The sequence below is a fragment of the Pseudomonas sp. BNK-30 genome, assembly GCF_047456185.1.
Classification (GTDB): domain Bacteria; phylum Pseudomonadota; class Gammaproteobacteria; order Pseudomonadales; family Pseudomonadaceae; genus Aquipseudomonas; species Aquipseudomonas putida_E.
Map to the genome: position 1 here is coordinate 5,433,323 of NZ_CP179904.1, position 20,408 is coordinate 5,453,730.

General features: G+C 62.7%; 19 protein-coding genes and 1 pseudogene. 7 read left to right on the plus strand and 13 right to left on the minus strand.

Features of this window, described 5'->3' with window-relative positions; translation table 11 throughout:
- Positions 1 to 22: 22 nt before the first annotated feature.
- Positions 23 to 874, minus strand: coding sequence for a MaoC family dehydratase (locus ACMGGN_RS25200; RefSeq protein WP_115273811.1), 852 nt, complete (start codon positions 872 to 874; stop codon positions 23 to 25).
- 2 nt (positions 875 to 876) lie between these two features.
- Positions 877 to 2,229, minus strand: a complete 1,353-nt coding sequence (locus ACMGGN_RS25205) for a 3-oxoacyl-ACP reductase (protein WP_046787858.1) — start codon at positions 2,227 to 2,229, stop codon at positions 877 to 879.
- A gap of 118 nt (positions 2,230 to 2,347) precedes the next feature.
- Here ACMGGN_RS25205 and ACMGGN_RS25210 point away from each other — a divergent pair, with 118 nt between their 5' ends.
- Both ACMGGN_RS25210 and ACMGGN_RS25215 read left to right on the plus strand, forming a co-directional pair.
- Positions 2,348 to 3,625 (plus strand): acetyl-CoA C-acetyltransferase, encoded by a 1,278-nt coding sequence (locus ACMGGN_RS25210; protein WP_125925040.1) that lies wholly within the window; start codon positions 2,348 to 2,350, stop codon positions 3,623 to 3,625.
- A 70-nt stretch (positions 3,626 to 3,695) separates the two neighbouring features.
- Positions 3,696 to 4,475 carry an AraC family transcriptional regulator gene (locus ACMGGN_RS25215; RefSeq protein WP_046787860.1) on the plus strand — a complete coding sequence of 260 codons (780 nt, stop codon included), beginning with the start codon at positions 3,696 to 3,698 and terminating at the stop codon, positions 4,473 to 4,475.
- Between the two features lie 55 nt (positions 4,476 to 4,530).
- Here ACMGGN_RS25215 and ACMGGN_RS25220 read toward each other — a convergent pair whose 3' ends face one another.
- The 5 genes and pseudogenes from ACMGGN_RS25220 to ACMGGN_RS25240 all read right to left on the minus strand — a co-directional run bounded on the left by ACMGGN_RS25220 (position 4,531) and on the right by ACMGGN_RS25240 (position 9,897).
- Positions 4,531 to 5,298 carry a methyl-accepting chemotaxis protein gene (locus ACMGGN_RS25220; RefSeq protein ID WP_371928103.1) on the minus strand — a complete coding sequence of 256 codons (768 nt, stop codon included), beginning with the start codon at positions 5,296 to 5,298 and terminating at the stop codon, positions 4,531 to 4,533.
- Positions 5,299 to 5,388: 90 nt separating this feature from the next.
- A pseudogene (locus ACMGGN_RS25225) lies at positions 5,389 to 6,477 on the minus strand (cache domain-containing protein); the annotation flags it as partial.
- Between the two features lie 180 nt (positions 6,478 to 6,657).
- Positions 6,658 to 7,062 carry a Cu(I)-responsive transcriptional regulator gene (gene cueR / locus ACMGGN_RS25230; protein WP_046787862.1) on the minus strand — a complete coding sequence of 135 codons (405 nt, stop codon included), beginning with the start codon at positions 7,060 to 7,062 and terminating at the stop codon, positions 6,658 to 6,660.
- A complete protein-coding gene (locus ACMGGN_RS25235) occupies positions 7,059 to 9,458 on the minus strand; it encodes a heavy metal translocating P-type ATPase (RefSeq protein WP_346641036.1) in 2,400 nt (799 codons plus the stop codon). The genes cueR and ACMGGN_RS25235 overlap by 4 nt, the downstream gene beginning before the upstream one ends.
- Positions 9,459 to 9,510: 52 nt before the next feature.
- Entirely contained in the window at positions 9,511 to 9,897 is a 387-nt protein-coding gene (locus ACMGGN_RS25240) for a hypothetical protein (RefSeq protein WP_046787864.1), read from the minus strand.
- A 145-nt stretch (positions 9,898 to 10,042) separates the two neighbouring features.
- Between ACMGGN_RS25240 and ACMGGN_RS25245 the strand changes: the two genes are divergently transcribed.
- Positions 10,043 to 10,240 carry a heavy-metal-associated domain-containing protein gene (locus ACMGGN_RS25245; RefSeq protein WP_046787865.1) on the plus strand — a complete coding sequence of 66 codons (198 nt, stop codon included), beginning with the start codon at positions 10,043 to 10,045 and terminating at the stop codon, positions 10,238 to 10,240.
- A gap of 108 nt (positions 10,241 to 10,348) precedes the next feature.
- Positions 10,349 to 11,530, plus strand: a complete 1,182-nt coding sequence (locus ACMGGN_RS25250) for a multidrug effflux MFS transporter (protein ID WP_115273815.1) — start codon at positions 10,349 to 10,351, stop codon at positions 11,528 to 11,530.
- Here the strand turns inward: ACMGGN_RS25250 and ACMGGN_RS25255 are convergent.
- A complete protein-coding gene (locus tag ACMGGN_RS25255; RefSeq protein WP_080952191.1) occupies positions 11,481 to 11,678 on the minus strand; it encodes a hypothetical protein in 198 nt (65 codons plus the stop codon). The genes ACMGGN_RS25250 and ACMGGN_RS25255 overlap by 50 nt on opposite strands.
- A 494-nt stretch (positions 11,679 to 12,172) precedes the next feature.
- Here ACMGGN_RS25255 and ACMGGN_RS25260 point away from each other — a divergent pair, with 494 nt between their 5' ends.
- Complete coding sequence (locus ACMGGN_RS25260; RefSeq protein ID WP_046787867.1) at positions 12,173 to 12,880, plus strand: ArsR/SmtB family transcription factor; 708 nt, start codon at positions 12,173 to 12,175, stop codon at positions 12,878 to 12,880.
- A gap of 18 nt (positions 12,881 to 12,898) precedes the next feature.
- On the opposite strand, the gene ACMGGN_RS25265 is transcribed toward ACMGGN_RS25260, so the two are convergent.
- The 5 genes from ACMGGN_RS25265 to ACMGGN_RS25285 all read right to left on the minus strand — a co-directional run bounded on the left by ACMGGN_RS25265 (position 12,899) and on the right by ACMGGN_RS25285 (position 17,267).
- The gene (locus ACMGGN_RS25265; protein ID WP_119687808.1) at positions 12,899 to 13,846 is read right to left on the minus strand and encodes an adenosine deaminase; all 948 of its coding nucleotides are present in this window, start codon (positions 13,844 to 13,846) and stop codon (positions 12,899 to 12,901) included.
- Between the two features lie 106 nt (positions 13,847 to 13,952).
- Entirely contained in the window at positions 13,953 to 14,639 is a 687-nt protein-coding gene (locus ACMGGN_RS25270) for an SDR family oxidoreductase (protein ID WP_115273817.1), read from the minus strand.
- A gap of 363 nt (positions 14,640 to 15,002) precedes the next feature.
- Positions 15,003 to 15,587 (minus strand): IMPACT family protein, encoded by a 585-nt coding sequence (locus ACMGGN_RS25275; RefSeq protein WP_119687807.1) that lies wholly within the window; start codon positions 15,585 to 15,587, stop codon positions 15,003 to 15,005.
- Positions 15,588 to 15,596: 9 nt separating this feature from the next.
- A complete protein-coding gene (locus tag ACMGGN_RS25280) occupies positions 15,597 to 16,259 on the minus strand; it encodes a TetR/AcrR family transcriptional regulator (RefSeq protein ID WP_046787871.1) in 663 nt (220 codons plus the stop codon).
- A gap of 90 nt (positions 16,260 to 16,349) precedes the next feature.
- Positions 16,350 to 17,267 (minus strand): LysR family transcriptional regulator, encoded by a 918-nt coding sequence (locus tag ACMGGN_RS25285; protein ID WP_012316368.1) that lies wholly within the window; start codon positions 17,265 to 17,267, stop codon positions 16,350 to 16,352.
- 118 nt (positions 17,268 to 17,385) lie between these two features.
- Between ACMGGN_RS25285 and ACMGGN_RS25290 the strand changes: the two genes are divergently transcribed.
- Both ACMGGN_RS25290 and ACMGGN_RS25295 read left to right on the plus strand, forming a co-directional pair.
- Positions 17,386 to 18,732, plus strand: a complete 1,347-nt coding sequence (locus tag ACMGGN_RS25290) for an aspartate aminotransferase family protein (protein WP_046787872.1) — start codon at positions 17,386 to 17,388, stop codon at positions 18,730 to 18,732.
- Between the two features lie 73 nt (positions 18,733 to 18,805).
- The gene (locus ACMGGN_RS25295) at positions 18,806 to 20,299 is read left to right on the plus strand and encodes a CoA-acylating methylmalonate-semialdehyde dehydrogenase (RefSeq protein WP_012316366.1); all 1,494 of its coding nucleotides are present in this window, start codon (positions 18,806 to 18,808) and stop codon (positions 20,297 to 20,299) included.
- The last annotated feature ends 109 nt before the right edge of the window (positions 20,300 to 20,408 follow it).

Sequence of the window (20,408 nt, forward strand, 5' to 3'; positions counted from 1 at the left end):
GGGCCAAAGCAGCCTGCGGCCTTCAGAGCGAACCCCAGCGCCCGACCATGTGCAGCAGCTCACCGTGCCCATCCAGGCGCAGCTCACCGGCAGGGCCGGCGGCGCTGGCACTCAATACCACCTCCGATGGCAACCGCACTGGCTTGCGGAAATCCACTTCAAAGGCATACCCGCTGCCTGGCAGGTGCCCACGCAGCGCTGCCAGCGCCATGGCCTTGCTCCACATGCCATGGGCGATCGCCCTGGGGAAGCCGAACAACCGGGCACTTGTGGCGCTCAGATGAATCGGGTTGTAGTCGCCACAGACTTTGGCGTAGCGCCGGCCAATATCGCTGTCGGCGTACCAGCGGGTCGTCTCAGGCAAAGGCTGCGGTTCGCTTTCCTCGCTTTCTTCGGGCTGCCCTTCAAGTTTCAAGCCGCGCACCAGCATGCGGCTGGTTTCGCGCCACAAAAGGCCAAGGCCATCTTCGGCTTCGGTGATCAGGTCGAATGTGCCGCCTTTGGCATGTGGCTGCAGGTTGTCGGCAAACACCGCAAAGTGCAGCCCGTCGATACCACCCAGGGGGCGCAGCACCTCGATGCGGTTGTGCAGGTGTACCAGGCCCAGCAGCGGGAAAGGGAAGCCGTGGGCGGTCAGCAACTGCAACTGCAGGTTAAACGCCATGATATGGGGGTAGGTGCCCGGCAAGCGGCCGTCATCGGTGAAGTGGCACAGATTGCGGTACGCCGCGAGATTGCCGGGCTGCATAGGGATGAAGCAGCGCAGGCCATCGGCTGGCAGGGCGTGGCCGCTGATCTTGCGTTTGCTGGCCGCGCGCAGATAAAGGCTTGCGCGTGAGTCGGGGCTGTTCAGGTCATGCCAGTGCCGGTTCATGCTCAAGCTCCCATCAATGCCTGGCCACAGACCCGCAGCGCTTGGCCATTCACCGCGCCGGAACCGGGCTGGCTGAGCCAGGCGATGGCCTCGGCGACATCCTGCGGGCGCCCGCCCTGGCCCAGCGAGCTCAGGCGCCGCCCGGCTTCACGCAGGCCCATGGGCATGGCGGCGGTCATGTGCGTCTCGATAAAACCGGGAGCCACGGCATTGATGCTGCCACCTTGGCCGGCGAGCTTGGGTGCCCAGGCCTGGGCAAAACCGATCAGCCCGGCCTTGCTTGCGGCATAGTTGGCCTGGCCGCGGTTGCCGGCGATGCCGCTGACCGAGGCCAGCAGAGTGATGCGTGCATCTGCGCCCAGGGCGCCGCCTTCATACAGCGCCTGGGTCAGTACCTGGGGTGCTTTGAGGTTGACCGCCATGACGGCGTCCCAGTAATCGGGGGTCATGTTGGCGAGGGTCTTGTCCCGGGTGATGCCGGCGTTGTGCACGACGATATCGATGCCATCAGGCAAGGCCTGGAGCAGTTGCGCGGCTGCGTCACTGGCACAGATGTCCAGCCCCAGCGCCTTGCCGCCCAGGCGGGCAGCGAGGGCATCGAGATCTTGCTGGGCCTGCGGCACGTCCAGCAGCATCACCTCGGCACCATCACGTGCCAAGGTTTCGGCAATGGCGGCGCCTATCCCGCGTGCAGCGCCAGTGACCAATGCCCGGCGCCCGGCGAGCGGCCGCGTCCAGTCTTCGACCTGGCTGGCACAGGCCTGCAAACGCAGCACCTGGCCGGAAATGAATGCGCTCTTGGGTGACAGGAAGAAGCGCAAGGCGCCTTCGAGCTGGCCATCGGCAGCTTCATCCACGTACAACAGCTGCGCCGTCGCACCGTTACGCAATTCCTTGGCCAGCGAGCGGCTGAAACCCTCCAGAGCACGCTGGGCGACGCTGGCCAGCGGGTCGTCGATGCCTTCCGGTGCGCGCCCGAGTATGACCACATGGGCGCAGGGTGCCAGGCTGCGCAGCAACGGCTGGAAGAATTCGCGCAACTGCTTCAGCTCATCGCTGTCGGACAGATGACTGGCATCGAACACCACGGCCTTGAGCTTGGGCCCCAGGCCAGCCACCCAGGCGGGAGCCTGCAGGCTTACACCATTGAAGCTGTAGCATTCGTCGGTCAGGCGTGGAGCGATGGCTTCGACCTGATTTGCCAGAGGCCCACCGCCGATGACCAGTGCGCCCTCCACCGGGCGCAGGCGCCCGGCCTGCCAGCGTTCCAGCGGTGCCGGGCGTGGCAGCCCGAGGGCATCGACGAAGCGGCGGCCGAGGTTGGAGTTGGCAAAGCCGAGATAGCGGTCGCTCATGTGCGGGTCTCCCTGAAGGCAAGCATTGAAGTGTGGACCAACTTTGTGAAGAGGTCGTTCGAATGCGGCAAAAACACCTAGGCTGTTCGGATCGAATTGTTTCAGGAGGAATTTACGCATGCGTTCACTTCGCCGGGTCGCGATTCTGGGCGGCAACCGAATCCCTTTCGCCCGCTCCAACGGTGCCTACGCCACTGTCAGCAACCAGGCGATGCTCACGGTCACGCTGGAGGGCCTGACAGAACGCTACCGCCTGCACGGTTTGCGCCTGGGTGAAGTAGTGGCCGGTGCGGTGCTCAAGCATTCGCGCGACATGAGCCTGACCCGCGAATGCGTGCTCGGTTCGCGGCTGTCGCCGCAGACACCGGCCTACGATATTCAGCAGGCGTGCGGTACCGGGCTGGAGGCTGCCCTGCTGGTGGCCAACAAGATTGCCCTCGGGCAGATCGACAGCGGTATCGCCGGTGGCGTCGACACCACATCCGATGCCCCGATCGGGGTCAATGAGGGGTTGCGGCGCATCTTGCTGCAGGCCAACCGCGGCAGGACTCTGGGCGAGCGTTTGAAGCCCTTCCTACAGTTGCGCCCGGGCCATCTCAAGCCCGAGCTGCCACGCAATGGCGAGCCGCGTACCGGGTTGTCGATGGGCGAACACTGCGAGCGCATGGCCCAGGCCTGGCAGATCGGTCGCGCCGAGCAGGATGAGCTGGCTCTGCTTAGCCATCAGCATCTGGCAGCGGCCTACGCCGAGGGTTGGCAGGATGACCTGCTGACACCGTTTCTGGGCCTTACGCGCGACAACAACCTGCGGCCGGACTTGACCCTTGCGCAGTTGAGCAAGCTCAAGCCCGCGTTCGACCGCAGTGGCTTGGGCACACTCACAGCAGGCAATTCCACACCGCTGACCGATGGTGCGTCGCTGGTGCTGCTGGGCACAGAGGAGTGGGCGCAGGCACAGGGCCTGCCGGTGCTGGCCTATCTGGTCGATGGCGAGACTGCTGCGGTGGACTTCGTCAAGGGCCAGGAAGGGCTGCTGATGGCGCCGGCCTATGCGGTGCCGCGGCTTCTGGCGCGCAATGGCCTTACCCTGCAAGACTTCGATTACTACGAGATCCATGAGGCATTTGCTGCCCAGGTGCTGTGCACGCTCAAGGCCTGGGAGAGTGCCGAGTTCTGCCGCGAGCGGCTGGGGCTGGATGCCCCCCTGGGTGCGATCGATCGGAGCAAGCTCAACGTCAAAGGCAGCTCATTGGCGGCAGGGCACCCGTTTGCGGCGACCGGGGGGCGGATCCTGGCAAACCTCGCCAAACTGCTGGCGACGGCAGGGAAGGGGCGAGGCTTGATTTCGATCTGCGCGGCGGGCGGGCAAGGGGTGACAGTGATCGTCGAGCGGTAACTGCCTGAAGGGCTGCAGGGTCGCGATGGCGGGTGTTAGGCTTGTCTGGTCAGAACTACAAGAACTCACCATGCCGATTATAGGACACCCCCGCGCCATCCCTGCCCTGGTCCATTTGCCCAGGCCGCTCTATGCCCGTGCTGAAAGCTTGGGGGCCGGCTCCTGGACCACCCGCCACAGCCACGACTGGGTGCAGTTTTCCTATGCGATCAGCGGCGTGCTGGGTGTCTACACGCGTGATGGCAGCTATTTCGCGCCGCCGCAGTGGGGCGTGTGGATCCCTGCCGACGCCGAACATGAAGTGGTGACGTCCGGGCGGGCGGAAATGCGCAGCCTGTACATTCGCCGCGACGCTTGCCCGTGGGCTTCGGCGCAGTGCCGGGTATTGGAAGTGACCCCGCTGGCGCGTGAGTTGATAAAGCAGTTTTGCGTGTTCCCGCCGCACTATCCCGAAGGCGACAGCGTGGAAGGCCGCTTGGTCTCGGTGCTGCTCGACCAGCTTCGTACGTTGCCTGAAGTGGGGTTTTCCCTGCCACTGCCACGGCATACAGGCTTGCTGGCGCTGTGCAACAGCCTGATAGCCGCGCCGGATCAGGTGCAGACCCTGCAGCAGTGGGCCCGCCAACTGCAGTGCTCGGAGAAGACCCTCATGCGCCTTTTTCAGCGAGAGACGGGGTTGAGTTTTCGCAACTGGCGTCAACGCATGCGGCTATTGTCGTCGCTGGCGCTGCTGGAGACGGGGGCGAGCGTGACCGAAGCGGCGCTGGGCTGTGGCTATGACTCGACGTCGGCCTATATCGCCGCCTTCAAGCAATTGTTTGGCTCGACACCGGGTGAGTTGACGTTGTAGCAGGGGTACCGGCCTCTTCCCGATAACTCGCGAAGAGGCCGGTGCAGACAACCGGTCAGGTACGGAAGCGTCGTACCAGCGAATCCAGCTCATTGGACAACCCGGCCAGGCTTTCCGAGTCCTGCCGCGCCGCCTGAGCCAGGTCGGCCACCAGCTGCGCATCACCGTGAATCTGGCTGATATGGCGGTTGATGTCTTCGGCAACCTGGTGCTGTTCTTCCGCTGCGGTGGCGATCTGCGTGTTCATGTCGCGGATGATGTCCACCGACTCGCGTATCTGGCCAAAGCTGTCGCGGGCCAGGCCAATGCGGCTGACCGACTGCTGCGACACTTCCAGGCTGGCATGCATCTGCTCGGCCACTTCGGCGGTACGGCTGGCCAGGTTGCCAAGCAGCCCGTCGATTTCAGCAGTGGAATCGGCGGTGCGCTTGGCCAGCGCCCGGACCTCGTCGGCAACTACCGCAAACCCACGGCCCTGTTCGCCGGCGCGGGCGGCTTCGATCGCAGCATTGAGCGCCAGCAGGTTGGTCTGTTCGGCAATCGAGCGAATGGTACCGAGGATCGACTGAATGGCATTGCTGTCGCGCTCCAACTGCTGAATCGACTGCGCCGATTGCTCGATCTCCTGGCTCAGCCGGTCGACACTGCTGACGGCCGCATCGATCTGCTGCTGGCCTTCGCGGGCCTGTTGCTGGCCGCTGTCGGCCGATTGCGCGGCCTGGCTGCAGGAGCGGGCAACCTCGTTGGCGGTGGCGACCATTTCGTGGAATGCGGTGGACACCATGTCCACCGCTTCGCGCTGGCGCCCGGCGGCCTCGGCCATGTCGCTTGAAACCTGAGTGGAGCTGGTGGACGTGCTGAGGATCTTGCTCGCCGCCGCGCCGATGTGCTGGATCAGGCTGCGGATGGCACTGAGGAACTGGTTGAACCAGCCGGCCAGTTGCGCGGTTTCATCACGCCCACGCACCTCCAGGTTGCGGGTCAGGTCGCCTTCGCCCTGGGCGATGTCTTCCAGGCCACTGGAAACACTGTTGATGGGGCGCACGATGAGTTTGGCGAAAGTGGCACCGACCACGGCGAACAGCGCGGCCAGCACCAGCGCGACGCCGCCGATGAGCCAGGTCAGGCGGGTAGTGGTTTGCATCACTTCGCTTTGTTGGATCAGGCCTATGAAGGTCCAGCCGAGTTTTTCGTCGGGGTAGACGTTGGCCATGTAGCGCACGCCGCCAATGTCGACTTCAGCCAAACCCTTGCCGGCCTTGGCCAGCTCGGCATAACCGTCGCCGAAGCTGGCCAGCTGTTTGAAGTTGTGACTGGCATCGCGCGGGTCGACCATCACGTTACCGTTGTTTTCCATGAGGATCAGGTAGCCGCTTTCGCCCAGCTTGATCTGCTGGACGATCTCGGTCAGGCCCTTGAGCGATACGTCGATGTTGACCACGCCACCGGGGCTGCCCAGCTGGTTGGCAACGGTACGCACGGTGCTGACCAATACGGCATCGTCGCCGGCCCAGTAGTAAGGGGCGGTGCGCAGGGTCTTGCCAGGGTTGGCCATGGCCGCCTGGTACCAGGGGCGGGTGCGCGGGTCGTAGTTGCTCATGTTCGGGTCGCCTGGCCAGAAGGCGTAGCCGCCGTCTTGCAGGCCATAGGACACGTAGGCGTAGTCCGGATGGCTCTTGGCCAGGCGCGTGAACAGCTCGAACAGTGTCTTGTCCTGTTCGCTCGGGGTGATTTGCGCGGCGTCGGCGCCTATGTGTTTCTTGACGTTGTCGCTGCTACCGGTGACCTGCGGGAGGCTGGCCAGGTAGTCGACGTTCTGGGTGATGCCCTGGAAAAACAGGTTCATCGCGTTACTGACCTGGCGGATTTCCCGGCTGCTGCCGTCAAGAAAATCCTCGCGGGCTTCGCCGCGCAGGTTGATGACCACCAAGGTGGCTACGAGGACGATGGGCAGTGCGGCGATGACCGCGAATGCCCAGGTCAGTTTCTGTTTGATGTTCATCGACGCTCCCGGAATTTATTTTTTTCGACACGCGAGGCAGGTAGAAACTGTATCGGCAGCGTCCGGGTTTTTTTGAATGAAAATGCCCGTATTTATTGGGTCTAGGCGCATTTGGCGACTATTCGGTCGGCTTCAGGCTAATATGGCATACCAAATGTCTGGGCGTGGTGGTCAAACGCGTCAGTGACAGCACTCGCCCCCTTGTGCGAGATCTTTGAGTATCGGGCAGTCAGGCCGGTCATTGCCTTTGCAGTGGGCTACCAGTTCGCTCAATGTGTCACGCAGGCTGGCCAACTCCTCAATGCGCCGGTTCAGTTCATCGATGTGTTGCAGAGCCAGAGCCTTCACATCAGCGCTGGCGCGTTGCCGGTCCTGCCACAGGGTCAGCAGCTTGCCCACCTCTTCCAGGGAAAACCCCAGGTCGCGTGAGCGCTTGATGAAGGCCAGGCTGTGCAGGTCCTCTGGCTGGTACAGGCGGTAGCCGCTGTCGCTGCGGGTGGCCGGTTTGAGCAGGCCTATGGCTTCGTAATAGCGGATCATCTTGGTGCTGAGCCCGCTGCGGCGGGCGGCCTGGCCGATATTCATGGGGCCTCCTGCGAGGTGCTGGTGGGTTTCCAGGTCTTGAGCCACAAGGCATTGCTCACCACGCTGACGCTGGACAGCGCCATGGCGGCACCGGCCAGTACCGGGTTCAGGTAACCCAGTGCGGCCAGTGGGATGCCGATGAGGTTATAGATGAATGCCCAGAACAGGTTCTGGCGAATTTTCGCATAGGTCTTGCGGCTGATTTCCAGGGCGGCAGGCACCAGGCGTGGGTCGCCACGCATCAGTGTGATGCCGGCTGCCTGCATGGCCACGTCGGTGCCCCCGCCCATGGCGATGCCGATATCGGCGGCGGCAAGCGCTGGGGCATCGTTGATACCGTCGCCGACCATCGCCACCACACCGTGCTTTTTCAGTTCGGCTACCGTGGCGGCCTTGTCGGCTGGCAGCACTTCGGCGTGCACGTCGTCGATGCCGAGGGTATCGGCTACCACCTTGGCGCTGCCACGATTGTCGCCGGTCAGCAGGTGGCTGCTGATATGGCGCTTGCGCAGGGCTGCGATGGCCTGTTCGGCACCGGGCTTGATGCTGTCGCCGAAGGCGAACAGCCCCAGCACGCGAGGTTGTGCGCCTCGTTCAATCAGCCAGGACAGGGTACGGCCTTCTGCTTCCCAGGCCTGTGCTTCTGTGGCGAGGGCGCCGGGTTGCAGGTTGCACTCGTCGAGCAGGCGCCGGTTGCCCAGCGCCAGTTCGCGGCCTTCCACCCGGCCAGCGATGCCGCGGCCGGTAAGCGACTGGCTGTCGGCTACCGTGGGAACCTTTAGGCCTTGCTCGGTGCAGGCGTCGAGTACCGCCTTGGCCAAGGGGTGTTCGCTGCCACGTTGCAGGGCCCCCGCCAGGCGGTGCAACTCGGCACTATCACCGACCAGGGCCTGGCTGTGGACAACGCGCGGGCTGCCGGAGGTGAGCGTTCCGGTTTTGTCGAACACCACGCGGTTCACCGCATGTGCGCGCTCCAGCGCCTCGGCGTCCTTGATCAGGATGCCGTGGCGCGCGGCAACGCCTGTACCCGCCATGATCGCTGCAGGTGTGGCCAGGCCAAGGGCGCAAGGGCAGGCAATCACCAGCACGGCGACGGCATTGATCAGCGCGGTCTCCAGGGGGGCGCCGGCCAGCGACCAACCGATCAGGGTCAGCAGTGCGATGACCAGCACGGCCGGGACGAAGATCTGGCTGACCCGGTCCACCAGTTTCTGGATGGGCGCCTTGGCCGCCTGGGCGTCTTCGACCAGGCGGATGATGCGGGCCAGCACGGTTTCTGTGCCCAATGCCCTGGTGCGCACCAGCAGCCGGCCCTCGCCGTTGATCGCGCCGCCGGTAACGCTATCGCCGGGTTGCTTGGGCACTGGCAGGCTCTCGCCGCTGATCAGGGCTTCGTCGGCGTGGCTGCTGCCTTCTTCCACTTCACCATCGACCGGGAAGCGCTCCCCTGGCTTGACCAGCACCAGGTCACCGAGCCGCAATTGGGCAATTGCAACGTCTTCTTCATGGCCATTGACCACCCTCACTGCATGCTCTGGGCGCAGCGCTTCGAGGGCCCGTATGGCGCTGGCGGTCTGGCGTTTGGCCCGGCTTTCCAGGTACTTGCCCAGCAACACCAGGGCGATCACCACCGCCGATGCCTCGAAGTACAGGTGCGGGGCCATCCCGGCAGAGGCCTTGGCCCATTGGTACAGGCTAAGACCGTAACCGGCACTGGTGCCCAGCGCGACCAGCAGGTCCATGTTGCCGGTGCCGGCGCGCACAGCCTTGTAGGCCGCCACATAAAAGCGTGCGCCAAGGATGAACTGCACGGGGGTGGCCAGCGCGAATTGCGCCCAGGCCGGCAGCATCCAGTGCAGACCAAACGGTTGAAGCAGCATCGGCAACACCAGGGGCAGGGCCAGCAAAAGGGCAGCGCCGACGGCCAGACGTTCGTTGCGCAGGCGGCGCTGGACGGCTTCCTGGTCATTGTTGACCGACAGCGGCAGGCTGGCACTGTAGCCGGCCTTTTCGACCGCGCCGAGCAGCAGGTTGTCATCAACGCCCTGCAGCACCTGAAGGTGGGCACGTTCGTTGGCAAGGTTGACACTGACCTGCTCAACGCCCGGTAGTTTACCGAGCGCGCGCTCGACACGGCCGACGCAACTGGCGCAGGTCATGCCATCGATCTGTAGCTCTACGGTGCGGGTCGGTACCTCGTATCCGGCGCCGCGCACAGCCTCGACCAGGGCGGGCAGGCTGCCGGCCGGGGCCTGGACCCTGGCCTGTTCGTTGGCGAGGTTGACGCTGACCTGTTCAGCGCCGCTGACCTTGCGCAAAGCGCGCTCGACACGGCCAGCACAGCTGGCGCAGGTCATGCCGGCGATCGGCAGGTCGAATACAGTGGATGCGGGCATGGCTCTCCTCCTTGGACAGGCCACCAGCATCAACCTTGCCATGTGGGGAAGGTCAATAGTCCAGGTTGGCTCGCCTCAATACCAGCCCATTGTGGCCCATGGCAATGCGGTACTTGTTGATCTGGCCCGCCTGCAGGGTCAGTCGCGTGCTGCGCTGGTCTTCCAGGCCGGGCGCGCAGCCGGGCATCTGCCCCGGCAGCAGGCGCAAGCGTACGTCAACAGGGCCGGGCGGCAGGTTGAAAGAGGTCGACTGTTCCTGGAACACGCGCCCGGAAAGCTGGTCGTTGAGGTAGACACCGATTTCGCAGCTGGTGGCCACTTCCAGGCGTTCGCGTGAAATGATCAGCACGCTGTAGTCCGAGTTGCCTTCGGCGCTTGCCGGTGGCACCGCGGCCAGCGTGCCCAATAGCCCGACAACGCCCAGTGCTGTCCTGAACATGAAGAATCTCCTGCTTGCCGAATCGTCAAAGGCGCAGCTTGGCCGAGGTTGGTGCGGATTTCCAGCCCGGCCGTTGGATGCAGAACTTGACCTTGCCCCGATGGCAAGCTTGAAACTGAGTTAAACCCTGAAGGAGGCAACACCCATGCAAGTGTTCAACGTACAAGGCATGACTTGTGGCCACTGCGTTAAGGCGGTGACCCGCGCGGTGCAGGAACAGGATGCAAACGCCCAGGTCGAGGTCGACCTGGCCGGCAAGCAGGTGCGTGTGCAGAGCGCTCTGGGTGCTGAGCAGTTGCTGGCTGCGATTCGTGAAGAGGGCTACCAGGCTGAGGTGGCTTGAGTTGGAAGGGGCCGTGTTTGCGGCCCTGTTTTGTTGCAAATGTTTTCATGCTGATACTGTCCACTGCAGGTAGACTTACGCACTTGCTTAGCCTGCTATGGATTCCTGATGAACCTGCGAATGGTGCTTATCCTGGGCGCACTCAGTGCGTTCGGGCCGCTGGCGATCGACTTCTACCTGCCCGCCTTCCCGGCCATGGCGCAGGCGTTCGCCACCGACGAAAAACATGTCCAGACCACTCTGGCTGCCTACTTCCTCGGCTTGTCGCTGGGGCAACTGGCCTATGGGCCGATGGCCGACCGCTTTGGCCGGCGCAAACCGCTGCTGTTCGGCGTAGCGCTGTTTACCCTGGCGTCGCTGGCCTGTGCCTACGCGCCTAACCTCGACACGCTGATCCTGGCACGCTTCGTCCAGGCGTTGGGCGGCTGCGCCGGCATGGTGTTGTCACGGGCCATCGTCAGCGACAAGTGCGACCCGGTGGCGTCGGCCAAAGTGTTCTCACAACTGATGCTGGTGATGGGGTTGGCGCCCATTCTGGCGCCGATGCTCGGCGGCGTACTGGTTAACCTGGCTGGTTGGCAGTCGATTTTCCTGACATTGAGCCTGTTCAGCGCTGCTTGCCTGGTGGCGGTCGGCCTGGGGTTGCCCGAGAGCTTACCCGCGCATATGCCACGCCAGCCTTTATCCGGCGCATTGCGCCAGTACGTGCGGTTGTTGGCTGACCGCACGTTCTTTGGCCATGCCCTTACAGGGGGGATCGCCATCGCAGGTATGTTTGCCTACATCGCGGGTTCACCTTTCGTGTTCATCAAGCTCTACGGTGTGCCGGCCGAACACTACGGCTGGCTGTTCGGTACCAATGCGGCAGGTTTCATCCTGGTGGCGCAGATCAACGCGCGCATGCTGGCTAAGCGTGGTCCGGCCTTCCTGCTGGTGCGTGCCGTCTGGCTGTACCTGGTCGCGGCCCTGGCGTTGCTCGCTGTAGCAGCGCTGCGCCCGGCTGAACTATGGCCATTGCTGGTGCCGCTGTTCATCTGCATCGCCAGCCTGGGCTGCATCATCCCCAATGCTTCGGCGTGCGCCATGAGCGGCCAGGGCGCACGCGCCGGCAGCGCCTCGGCCTTGATGGGGTGCCTGCAATTCAGCGTCGCCGCAGGCGCGGCAGCTTTGGTCAGCCTGCTGCATGACGGCAGTGCAGTGCCCATGGCGTTGGTAATCAGCCTGTGCGGGGCACTGGTGGTCAGTGTTGCGCTGTTGACCCGGCGCTTGCAGGCCACGCGTCCGGCTTGAGCGGGTGAGGCGCGCGCAAACGGGCTTCCAGCGTGACGACGAAGGCACGTGCTTCTGCTTCGCTGCGGAAGCTCACCACATGCTGGTCGAGCCTGACCTCCCAGGGGCAGTTGGGGTTGCGGTTGGACGCACTGACGATAATCTCCATCGCGGCATACCTCCGAATGGTGGGGAGAGCGGGTCAAGTGTAGCGCTGCGGTTACGTGGTGCCAGGGCATGAATGGGTGTCCTGACTGGCGGTCAGGGCATTTTCCGGCAGGGGCGTCGGACGCTTCCAGATGCAATTTCTGCAGGGTGTCGAACCTTCGCTTTTATTTGCGCTATTTATGGAACGGCGCTGTCGGCAGAGTCGCTGCCCGCACGGGGCCATTCTTCCTCGTGCGTTGTTTCTTCCCCTTTATTTCGCGGTCTGATGCCTGTCACCTAAAACTGAGGCGGGGGCCGTTCGCCTATCTCAATGGATCAAGGGTTGCCCTACCCATCCCCCTTTGACCCACAGGTCTGTCTGCACGGCTGCTAGAGCGGGCTTTCATGCGGCTTATACTGACCCCGGTGCCAGGCCGGTAGCAGCTAGGGGGCAATCGGCGTTGCCAATGTTGGCCATTGGAATTCAGATGTGATCTTGCAGGGAGTTAAAGGGACATGAATACAGTCAGCAGTATCAGTCAGATTGCCGGCCTGATGGCCGACCCCAAGCGGAGCGCCATGTTGTGGGCGCTGATTGATGGCACGCCGCGACCGACCGATGAGCTGGCGATGATGGCTGGGTTGACCTCCTCCTCGGCCTGCGCCCATTTGTCATTGCTGTCTTCGGCAGGCCTGCTCAGGCTTGAGGCGCGCGGTCGCAAGCGTTACTTCCGGCTGGCGACGCCCCAGGTGGGCGCAGCCGTAGAAGCCTTGGCCAGTGTGCAACTGGGTAATGACAGGGGCGCGCAGGCCAAGCCGCTGCCGATGCCAATGTCGATGCGCCGGGCGCGTCGCTGCGCTGATCACCTGGGCGGCGAGCTGGCCGGTGAGCTCTATCACCGATTGGTGGTAGCAGGCTGGCTGGAGGGCAGCGTGCATCAGATGATGGTCAGTGAGAAGGGCCGGGCGCAGTTGGCAAGCATTGGCGTCTATATCGATGCACTGGCACCTCAGCAGCAGCGCGGTTGCGTGATCTGCCACTGTAATGAGTGGAGCGACCAGGGGCCTCATCTTGGCGGTAGCCTGGGGCAGGCCTTGCTCACCTTGTTCCTGCAATCGGGATGGATACGTGAGGCCGAGAATACGCGGGCATTGCAGATCTCGGCCCTGGGGATTCAGCAGATCAATCGCATTGCCCGCGTTCCGACGTTGCAGGTGGGGTAACCGCAACGCCGTGTCCGGTCAGACCAACCGTGCGTCCAGGCTGTTCTGCGCGAGGCGGCGAGCCTGGTCTTCGGTCATGCCCAGGTGAGTGTGCAAGGCATGGAAGTTTTCGGTGACGTAGCCGCCGAAGTAGGCGGGGTCATCCGAGTTCACGGTCACTTTCACGCCGCGCTCGAGCATGTCGAGGATGTTGTGCTGGCTCATGTGGTCGAACACACAGAGTTTGGTATTGGACAGTGGGCACACGGTGAGCGGGATCTGCTCGTCGATGATGCGTTGCATCAGGCGCTCGTCTTCCATGGCGCGCACGCCATGGTCGATGCGCTTGATCTTGAGCAGGTCGAGGGCTTCCCAGATGTACTCGGGTGGTCCTTCCTCGCCAGCGTGGGCCACGGCCTCGAAGCCTTCGCTGCGGGCACGGTCGAAGACGCGCTGGAACTTGCTCGGCGGGTGGCCTTTCTCGGAGCTGTCCAGGCCTACCGCGATGAACGCGTCGCGGAAGGGCAGGGCCTGGTCCAAGGTTTTCTGTGCTTCTTCTTCGCTCAGGTGGCGCAGGAAGCTCAGGATGAGGCCGCTGCTGATACCCAGCTGCTCACGACCATCCTTGAGTGCCTGGTTGATACCATTGAGCACCACTTCGAACGGGATGCCACGGTCAGTGTGGGTCTGTGGGTCGAAGAACGGTTCGGTGTGGATGACATTCTGCGCCTTGCAGCGCTGCAGGTAGGCCCAGGTCAGGTCGTAGAAGTCCTGCTCAGTGCGCAGCACGTCCGCACCTTGGTAATAAAGGTCGAGGAATTCCTGCAGATTGTTGAAGGCGTAAGCGCTACGCAGGGCTTCGACGTCGTTCCAGGGCAGGGCGATCTTGTTGCGCTCGGCCAGGGCGAACAGCAGCTCGGGTTCCAGTGAGCCTTCCAGGTGCAGGTGCAGTTCAGCCTTGGGCAGGGCGTTCAACCATTCATACATAGTGGGTGTTCTCAAATCAGGTACGGTTGCCGCCATTCTACAGGGCCAGGCCGGGCATTGCGCCCGGCCTGGCCCTGCATTGTTTCAACCACCGATCAGGTTCAACTCACCAGACGAGCGATTCGCCCTTGTAATTGATGAAGCGCAGCCCGCCATTGCCGCTTTGCGCCTTGATCTGTTCGAGCATGCCTTGGGTACTGGTGAGTACGTCGATTTCGGCGTTCTCGCCGCCCATGTCGGTCTTTACCCAACCCGGGTGCATGGCCAATACGCAAAGGCCAGGTCGCTGCAGATCGACCACGAAGCTGTTGATCATCGAGTTCAGGGCGGCCTTGCTGGCCTTGTACAGGCAGACCTCGCCACCGTCGGGGATGGTCACGCTACCCAGGATCGAGCTCATGAACGCCAACACGCCCGAGCCTTCACGCACCTGGCCGGCCAGGCGTCGGGCGACGCGGATCGGCGCCACGGCGTTGGTCATGAACAGGTCGCCGATTTCACTGCGCTGCACGGTTTCCAGGTCCTGCGGCAGCGGCCCCATGACGCCGGCATTGACGAACACCAGGTCGAAGACTTCGCCATGCAGGCGCTGCTTCAGGCCATCGAGCTGTGCGGTGTCGTTCATTTCCAGCTGCTCGACGCGCACCCCAGGCACTTCGCCGAGTGCGCCGGTTTTTTGCGGGTCACGCACCGTGGCTGTAATGTTCCAGCCATCTTCGTGAAGGCGCTGCACCAGGCCAAGGCCAAGCCCGCGGGAGGCGCCGATGATGAGGGCAGTTCGTGGAGTGGTCATAGGAGCATTCCTGTCGCGGTAGAAGAAAAGGATTTGAGCATACTTCAGCCTGGCGTCATGCGCCGCATCAACACTGGTCAAGAAATGAGCAACGGCGTTTGGCTGTGTGCGCCCGGGTGCTTCGCTTGTTGGCTAACGGGTTATCCACAGGCTATTCCACAGTTAATGTGTGCAAACTACCAAGCGGCCGTAGTGTTATACGCTTGACGATTGGGGATAACTCTTGACAGCTCAGCGGGTCGAGCTTTTCATCATGCAGTGGTCAAAAAACGCTCAATGCTCTGCAGGCCTTGATGGGCGTGGCCTGCATCAGAGTGCCCCAAGCTTATCCACAGGCAGGCCCACAGTTGTTGTGGGCAAAGGTCAGCAGGCTTCCAAGAGGATGCGCCCGCGGCTGAGGTCGGCCAGTTGCTGTTGCAGCGCGCCGATGTGTGCTTCGCCTACCGCAATGTGCAGATCCACCCCGTTGGCGGTGAACCGTTCTTCCAGCACCAACGCGTCGACTTCTGCCAGGCGCAGTTTGACCAGGGCCAGTTCGCTGAAGCTGCAGCTGCAGCGGTACTCGCTGCGTTGCACCAGCAGCCTTTTCGGCGCCTGCTGCAGGCACTTGTTGGCACCGCCACCATAAGCCCGGGCCAGGCCGCCGGTGCCTAGCTGGATGCCGCCGTACCAGCGGATCACCAATACCACGACCTGGTCACAGTCCTGGGCTTCGATAGCAGCCAGGATTGGCCTGCCGGCCGTGCCGCCGGGTTCGCCGTCATCGCTGCTGCGGTATTGCCCGCCCAGCTTCCAGGCCCAGCAGTTGTGCGTGGCAGCCGGGTCGCTATGGCGTTCAATGAAACCCATCGCCTCGGCGGCACTGGATATCGGGCCGGCGAGGGTAATGAAGCGGCTTTTGCGGATTTCCTCGCGAAACTCGCAGAGGTCGAGCAGGGTAGAAGGCATAAGTCGATGTCAGGCACTCGGCGCGATGCCGCACCCCTTGAGGATGATGTGGATAAGGTTGTTGCTCGCATCTTCCATGTCTTGCTTGGTCAGGCGGCTGCGGCCGGTCACCTGGCAGATCTGGGTGGCGAAGTCGGCATAGTGCTGGGTGCTGCCCCATAGCAGGAATATCAGGTGAACCGGGTCTACCGGGTCCATCTTGCCTGCCGCGATCCAGGCCTCGAACACCGCCGCCCGGCCCCGGAACCACTCGCGGTAGTCGGCGCTGAAGTACTCGGTCAGGCAAGTGCCTCCGCTGATCACCTCCATGGCGAAGATCCGCGAGGCTTGCGGATTGCGCCGGGAGAATTCCATCTTGGTGCGGATGTAATGGCTCAACGCAGCACCGGGATCGTCATCGACGCTCAAGGCGTTGAAGGTGCTGTCCCAGAGCTCGATGATGTTGCTCAACACGGCAATGTACAGGCCGAGCTTGTTGGTGAAGTAGTAATGCAGGTTGGCCTTGGGCAAACCGGCCTTCAGCGCAATGGTGTTCATGCTGGTGCCCTTGAAGCCATGGCGGGCGAACTCGTCTTCGGCGGCCTGGATGATGGCCTGTTCGTTCTTCTGGCGGATGCGGCCAGCGGGCTTGCCCGAGGCGGATAGGCGATGCGCAGGGACTTCTAGGGTCATGGACGATTCCGTACAGGTCTGTGGCAACGGATGTCGGACAAGATTACCTTCCTGCGCTCAAGTAACAAGCATTAGCGTCACAAGCAGGCATCAGCGTGTCGCAGCCAGGCTTTCAAGGAAGCTTTCCAGTACCAGGTTCGGCCGCCGGCCCTTGCGCGTTACCCAGCTCAGGCTCAGGTCATAGAAGCGCTGCGAGGGCTTGAGGGCGCGCAGGCGACCTTGCTGAACCCAGAACGTGGCGTAGTGGTCGGGCAGGTAGCCGATGTAGCGGCCGGTAAGGATCAGAAATGCCATGCCCTCACGGTCCGAGGCGCTGGCGGTGCAGTTCAGGGCCTGATAATGGGCCTGAATTTCGGCGGGCAAGCGGAAGGTCGGAGCGATCGCCTCCTGGCTGTTGAGGCGGGCTTCGTCGATCTGTTGATCGTCGGCATAGAACAGCGGATGGCCAACCGCGCAATAGAGCAGCGAGCGTTCGCTGTACAGCGGTTGGTACTCAAGGCCGGATAGCGGGCTGGTCTGCGGCACCACGCCGACATGCAGGCTGCCATCGAGCACACCCTGCTCGACCTGGCTTGGGGCGATCATGCGGATCTGGATGCGCACCTCGGGGCCGCGATCCTTGAGTTCGGCCAATGCATGGGTGATGCGCATGTGCGGCAGGGTCACCAGGTTGTCGGTCAAACCGATGTTCAGCTCCCCGCGCAGATGCTGGTGCAGGCCGTTGACTTCGGTACGGAAGGTTTCCAGCGCACTGAGCAGTTGCAGGGCCGAGTGGTAAACCTCGCGGCCCTCCTCGGTCAGCGAAAAACCGGCGCGGCCACGCTGGCACAGGCGCAGGCCCAGGCGTTGCTCCAGGTCATTCATCTGCTGGCTGATGGCCGAGCGGCCAATGCCCAGCACGTTTTCGGCAGCCGAGAAGCCGCCGCACTCGACCACGCTGCGGTAGATCTTCAGCAGGCGGATGTCGAAATCGCTGACTTGGGCGAGTGGGTCGGGGCGTCGGCTCATAAGTTTAGTCTTGCGCTACCTGAAGATTAGAAATGTAGTCTTTTTCAGACTTTATCCACGTGCGAATTTAGCTGCAACAACATCCATCGTTGCCTATTCGTTTTTCGAGGAACCGCCGATGAACATGCCCGAAACCGCTCCTGCCGGTATCGCAAGCCAGCTCAAGCTGGATGCGCACTGGATGCCTTACACCGCCAACCGCAATTTCCATCGCGACCCACGGCTGATCGTGGCGGCCGAAGGCAATTACCTGGTCGATGACAAAGGGCGCAGGATCTTCGATGCCTTGTCGGGCCTGTGGACCTGTGGTGCCGGGCATACCCGCAAGGAAATCACCGAGGCGGTTGCACGTCAGCTCGGCACCCTGGATTACTCCCCTGCCTTCCAGTTCGGTCACCCGCTTTCGTTCCAGTTGGCCGAGAAGATCACCGCGCTGACCCCCGGTGACCTGAATCACGTCTTTTATACCAACTCCGGTTCCGAGTGCGCCGATACCGCGCTGAAGATGGTCCGCGCCTACTGGCGCCTGAAGGGCCAGGCCACCAAGACCAAAATCATTGGCCGTGCCCGTGGTTACCACGGTGTGAACATCGCCGGTACCAGCCTGGGTGGCGTAAACGGCAACCGCAAGATGTTTGGCCAGCTACTGGACGTCGACCATTTGCCGCACACTGTGCTGCCGGTCAATGCCTTCTCCAAAGGCCTGCCGGAAGAGGGCGGCATCGCCCTGGCTGATGAAATGCTCAAGCTGATCGAACTGCACGATGCGTCGAACATCGCAGCTGTGATTGTCGAGCCGCTTGCGGGTTCGGCTGGCGTACTGCCGCCGCCTAAGGGCTACCTGAAGCGCCTGCGTGAAATCTGCACCCAGCACAATATCCTGCTGATCTTCGACGAAGTGATCACCGGCTTCGGTCGCATGGGCGCCATGACGGGTTCTGAGGCCTTTGGCGTGACCCCTGACCTTATGTGCATCGCCAAGCAGGTCACCAACGGCGCCATTCCGATGGGCGCGGTGATCGCCAGCAGCGAGATCTACCAGACCTTCATGAACCAGCCGACCCCGGAATACGCTGTGGAATTCCCGCACGGCTATACCTACTCGGCCCACCCGGTAGCCTGTGCCGCCGGTATCGCCGCGCTGGACCTGCTGCAGAAGGAAAATCTGGTGCAGTCCGCCGCCGAGCTGGCGCCGCACTTCGAGAAGCTGTTGCACGGCGTGAAGGGCACCAAGAACGTCGTCGATATCCGTAACTACGGCCTGGCCGGCGCGATCCAGATCGCTGCCCGCGATGGCGATGCCATTGTCCGTCCGTATGAAGCCGCGATGAAGCTGTGGCAAGCCGGCTTCTACGTGCGCTTTGGCGGCGACACCTTGCAGTTTGGCCCAACGTTCAATACACAGCCGCAGGAACTGGACCGTCTGTTCGACGCGGTCGGTGAAGCGCTGAACAAGATCGACTGATCTTTCCGATTCTGACGTAAGGCGCGTGAGCTGTTTGCGCGCCAGCATCAACCTTCTTTATCTGGAGTTTTGCATGAGCATTGTTCAGCACCTGATCCACGGCGAGCTGGTTTCCAAGGGTGAGCGCACCGCCGATGTCTTCAACCCGTCCACTGGCCAGGCAGTACGCAAGGTCGAGCTGGCCAGCCGCGCGACCGTTCAGGAAGCGATCGACTCTGCCAAGGCTGCATTCCCGGCCTGGCGCAACACCCCGCCGGCCAAGCGTGCCCAGGTGATGTTCCGCTTCAAGCAACTGCTGGAGCAGAACGAAGCACGCATCTCGCAGATGATCAGCGAAGAGCATGGCAAGACGCTGGAAGACGCGGCAGGCGAACTCAAGCGCGGTATCGAGAACGTCGAGTTCGCCTGCGCAGCGCCTGAGGTGCTCAAGGGTGAATACAGCCGTAACGTCGGCCCGAACATCGATGCCTGGTCCGACTTCCAGCCGCTGGGCGTGGTCGCCGGTATTACGCCGTTCAACTTCCCGGCCATGGTCCCCCTGTGGATGTACCCGTTGGCCATCGCTTGCGGTAACGCCTTTATCCTCAAGCCGTCCGAGCGTGACCCGAGTTCGACCTTGTACATTGCCCAGTTGCTGCTGGAGGCCGGCCTGCCCAAGGGTATCCTCAACGTGGTGCACGGTGACAAGGAAGCTGTGGACGCGCTGATCGAGGCGCCGGAAGTGAAAGCGCTGAGCTTTGTTGGCTCGACCCCGATCGCCGAGTACATTTATGCCGAAGGCACCAAGCGCGGCAAGCGCGTGCAAGCCTTGGGTGGCGCTAAGAACCACGCAGTGCTGATGCCGGATGCCGACCTGGACAACGCCGTCAGCGCACTGATGGGCGCTGCCTACGGTTCGTGCGGCGAGCGTTGCATGGCTATTTCGGTGGCGGTGTGTGTGGGCGACCAGGTTGCCGATGCGCTGATCGCCAAGCTGGAGCCGCAGATCAAGGCGCTCAAGATCGGTGCCGGCACCTCGTGCGGCCTGGACATGGGGCCGCTGGTGACTGCTGCTGCCCGTGACAAGGTAGTGGGTTACATCGATGACGGTGTTGCTGCTGGCGCCAAGCTGGTGGTGGATGGCCGTGGTTTCCGTGTGGCGGGTAATGAAGACGGCTACTTCGTGGGTGGCACCCTGTTCGACAAGGTGACGCCAGAGATGCGCATCTATAAAGAAGAGATCTTCGGCCCTGTGCTGTGCGTGGTGCGTGTGAACAGCCTGGAGCAGGCCATGCAGCTGATCAATGATCACGAGTATGGTAACGGGACCTGTATCTTTACCCGTGATGGTGAGGCGGCACGCCTGTTCTGTGACGAGATCGAAGTGGGCATGGTTGGTGTGAACGTGCCGCTGCCGGTGCCTGTGGCGTACCACAGCTTTGGTGGCTGGAAGCGCTCGCTGTTTGGCGACCTGCATGCTTATGGCCCGGATGGGGTACGGTTCTATACCCGTCGCAAGGCGATTACCCAGCGCTGGCCGCAGCGTGCGAGCCATGAGGCGTCGCAATTTGCCTTCCCTAGCCTTTAAAGCGTGAGAAGCGAAGCGGGGAGGCCGACAGGCCTCCCCGCTTTGTTTTAGGCGATATCAAGGTTTATTGAAATTAAGCCTTGACGGGCGTTCGAATCCCCTTATAATA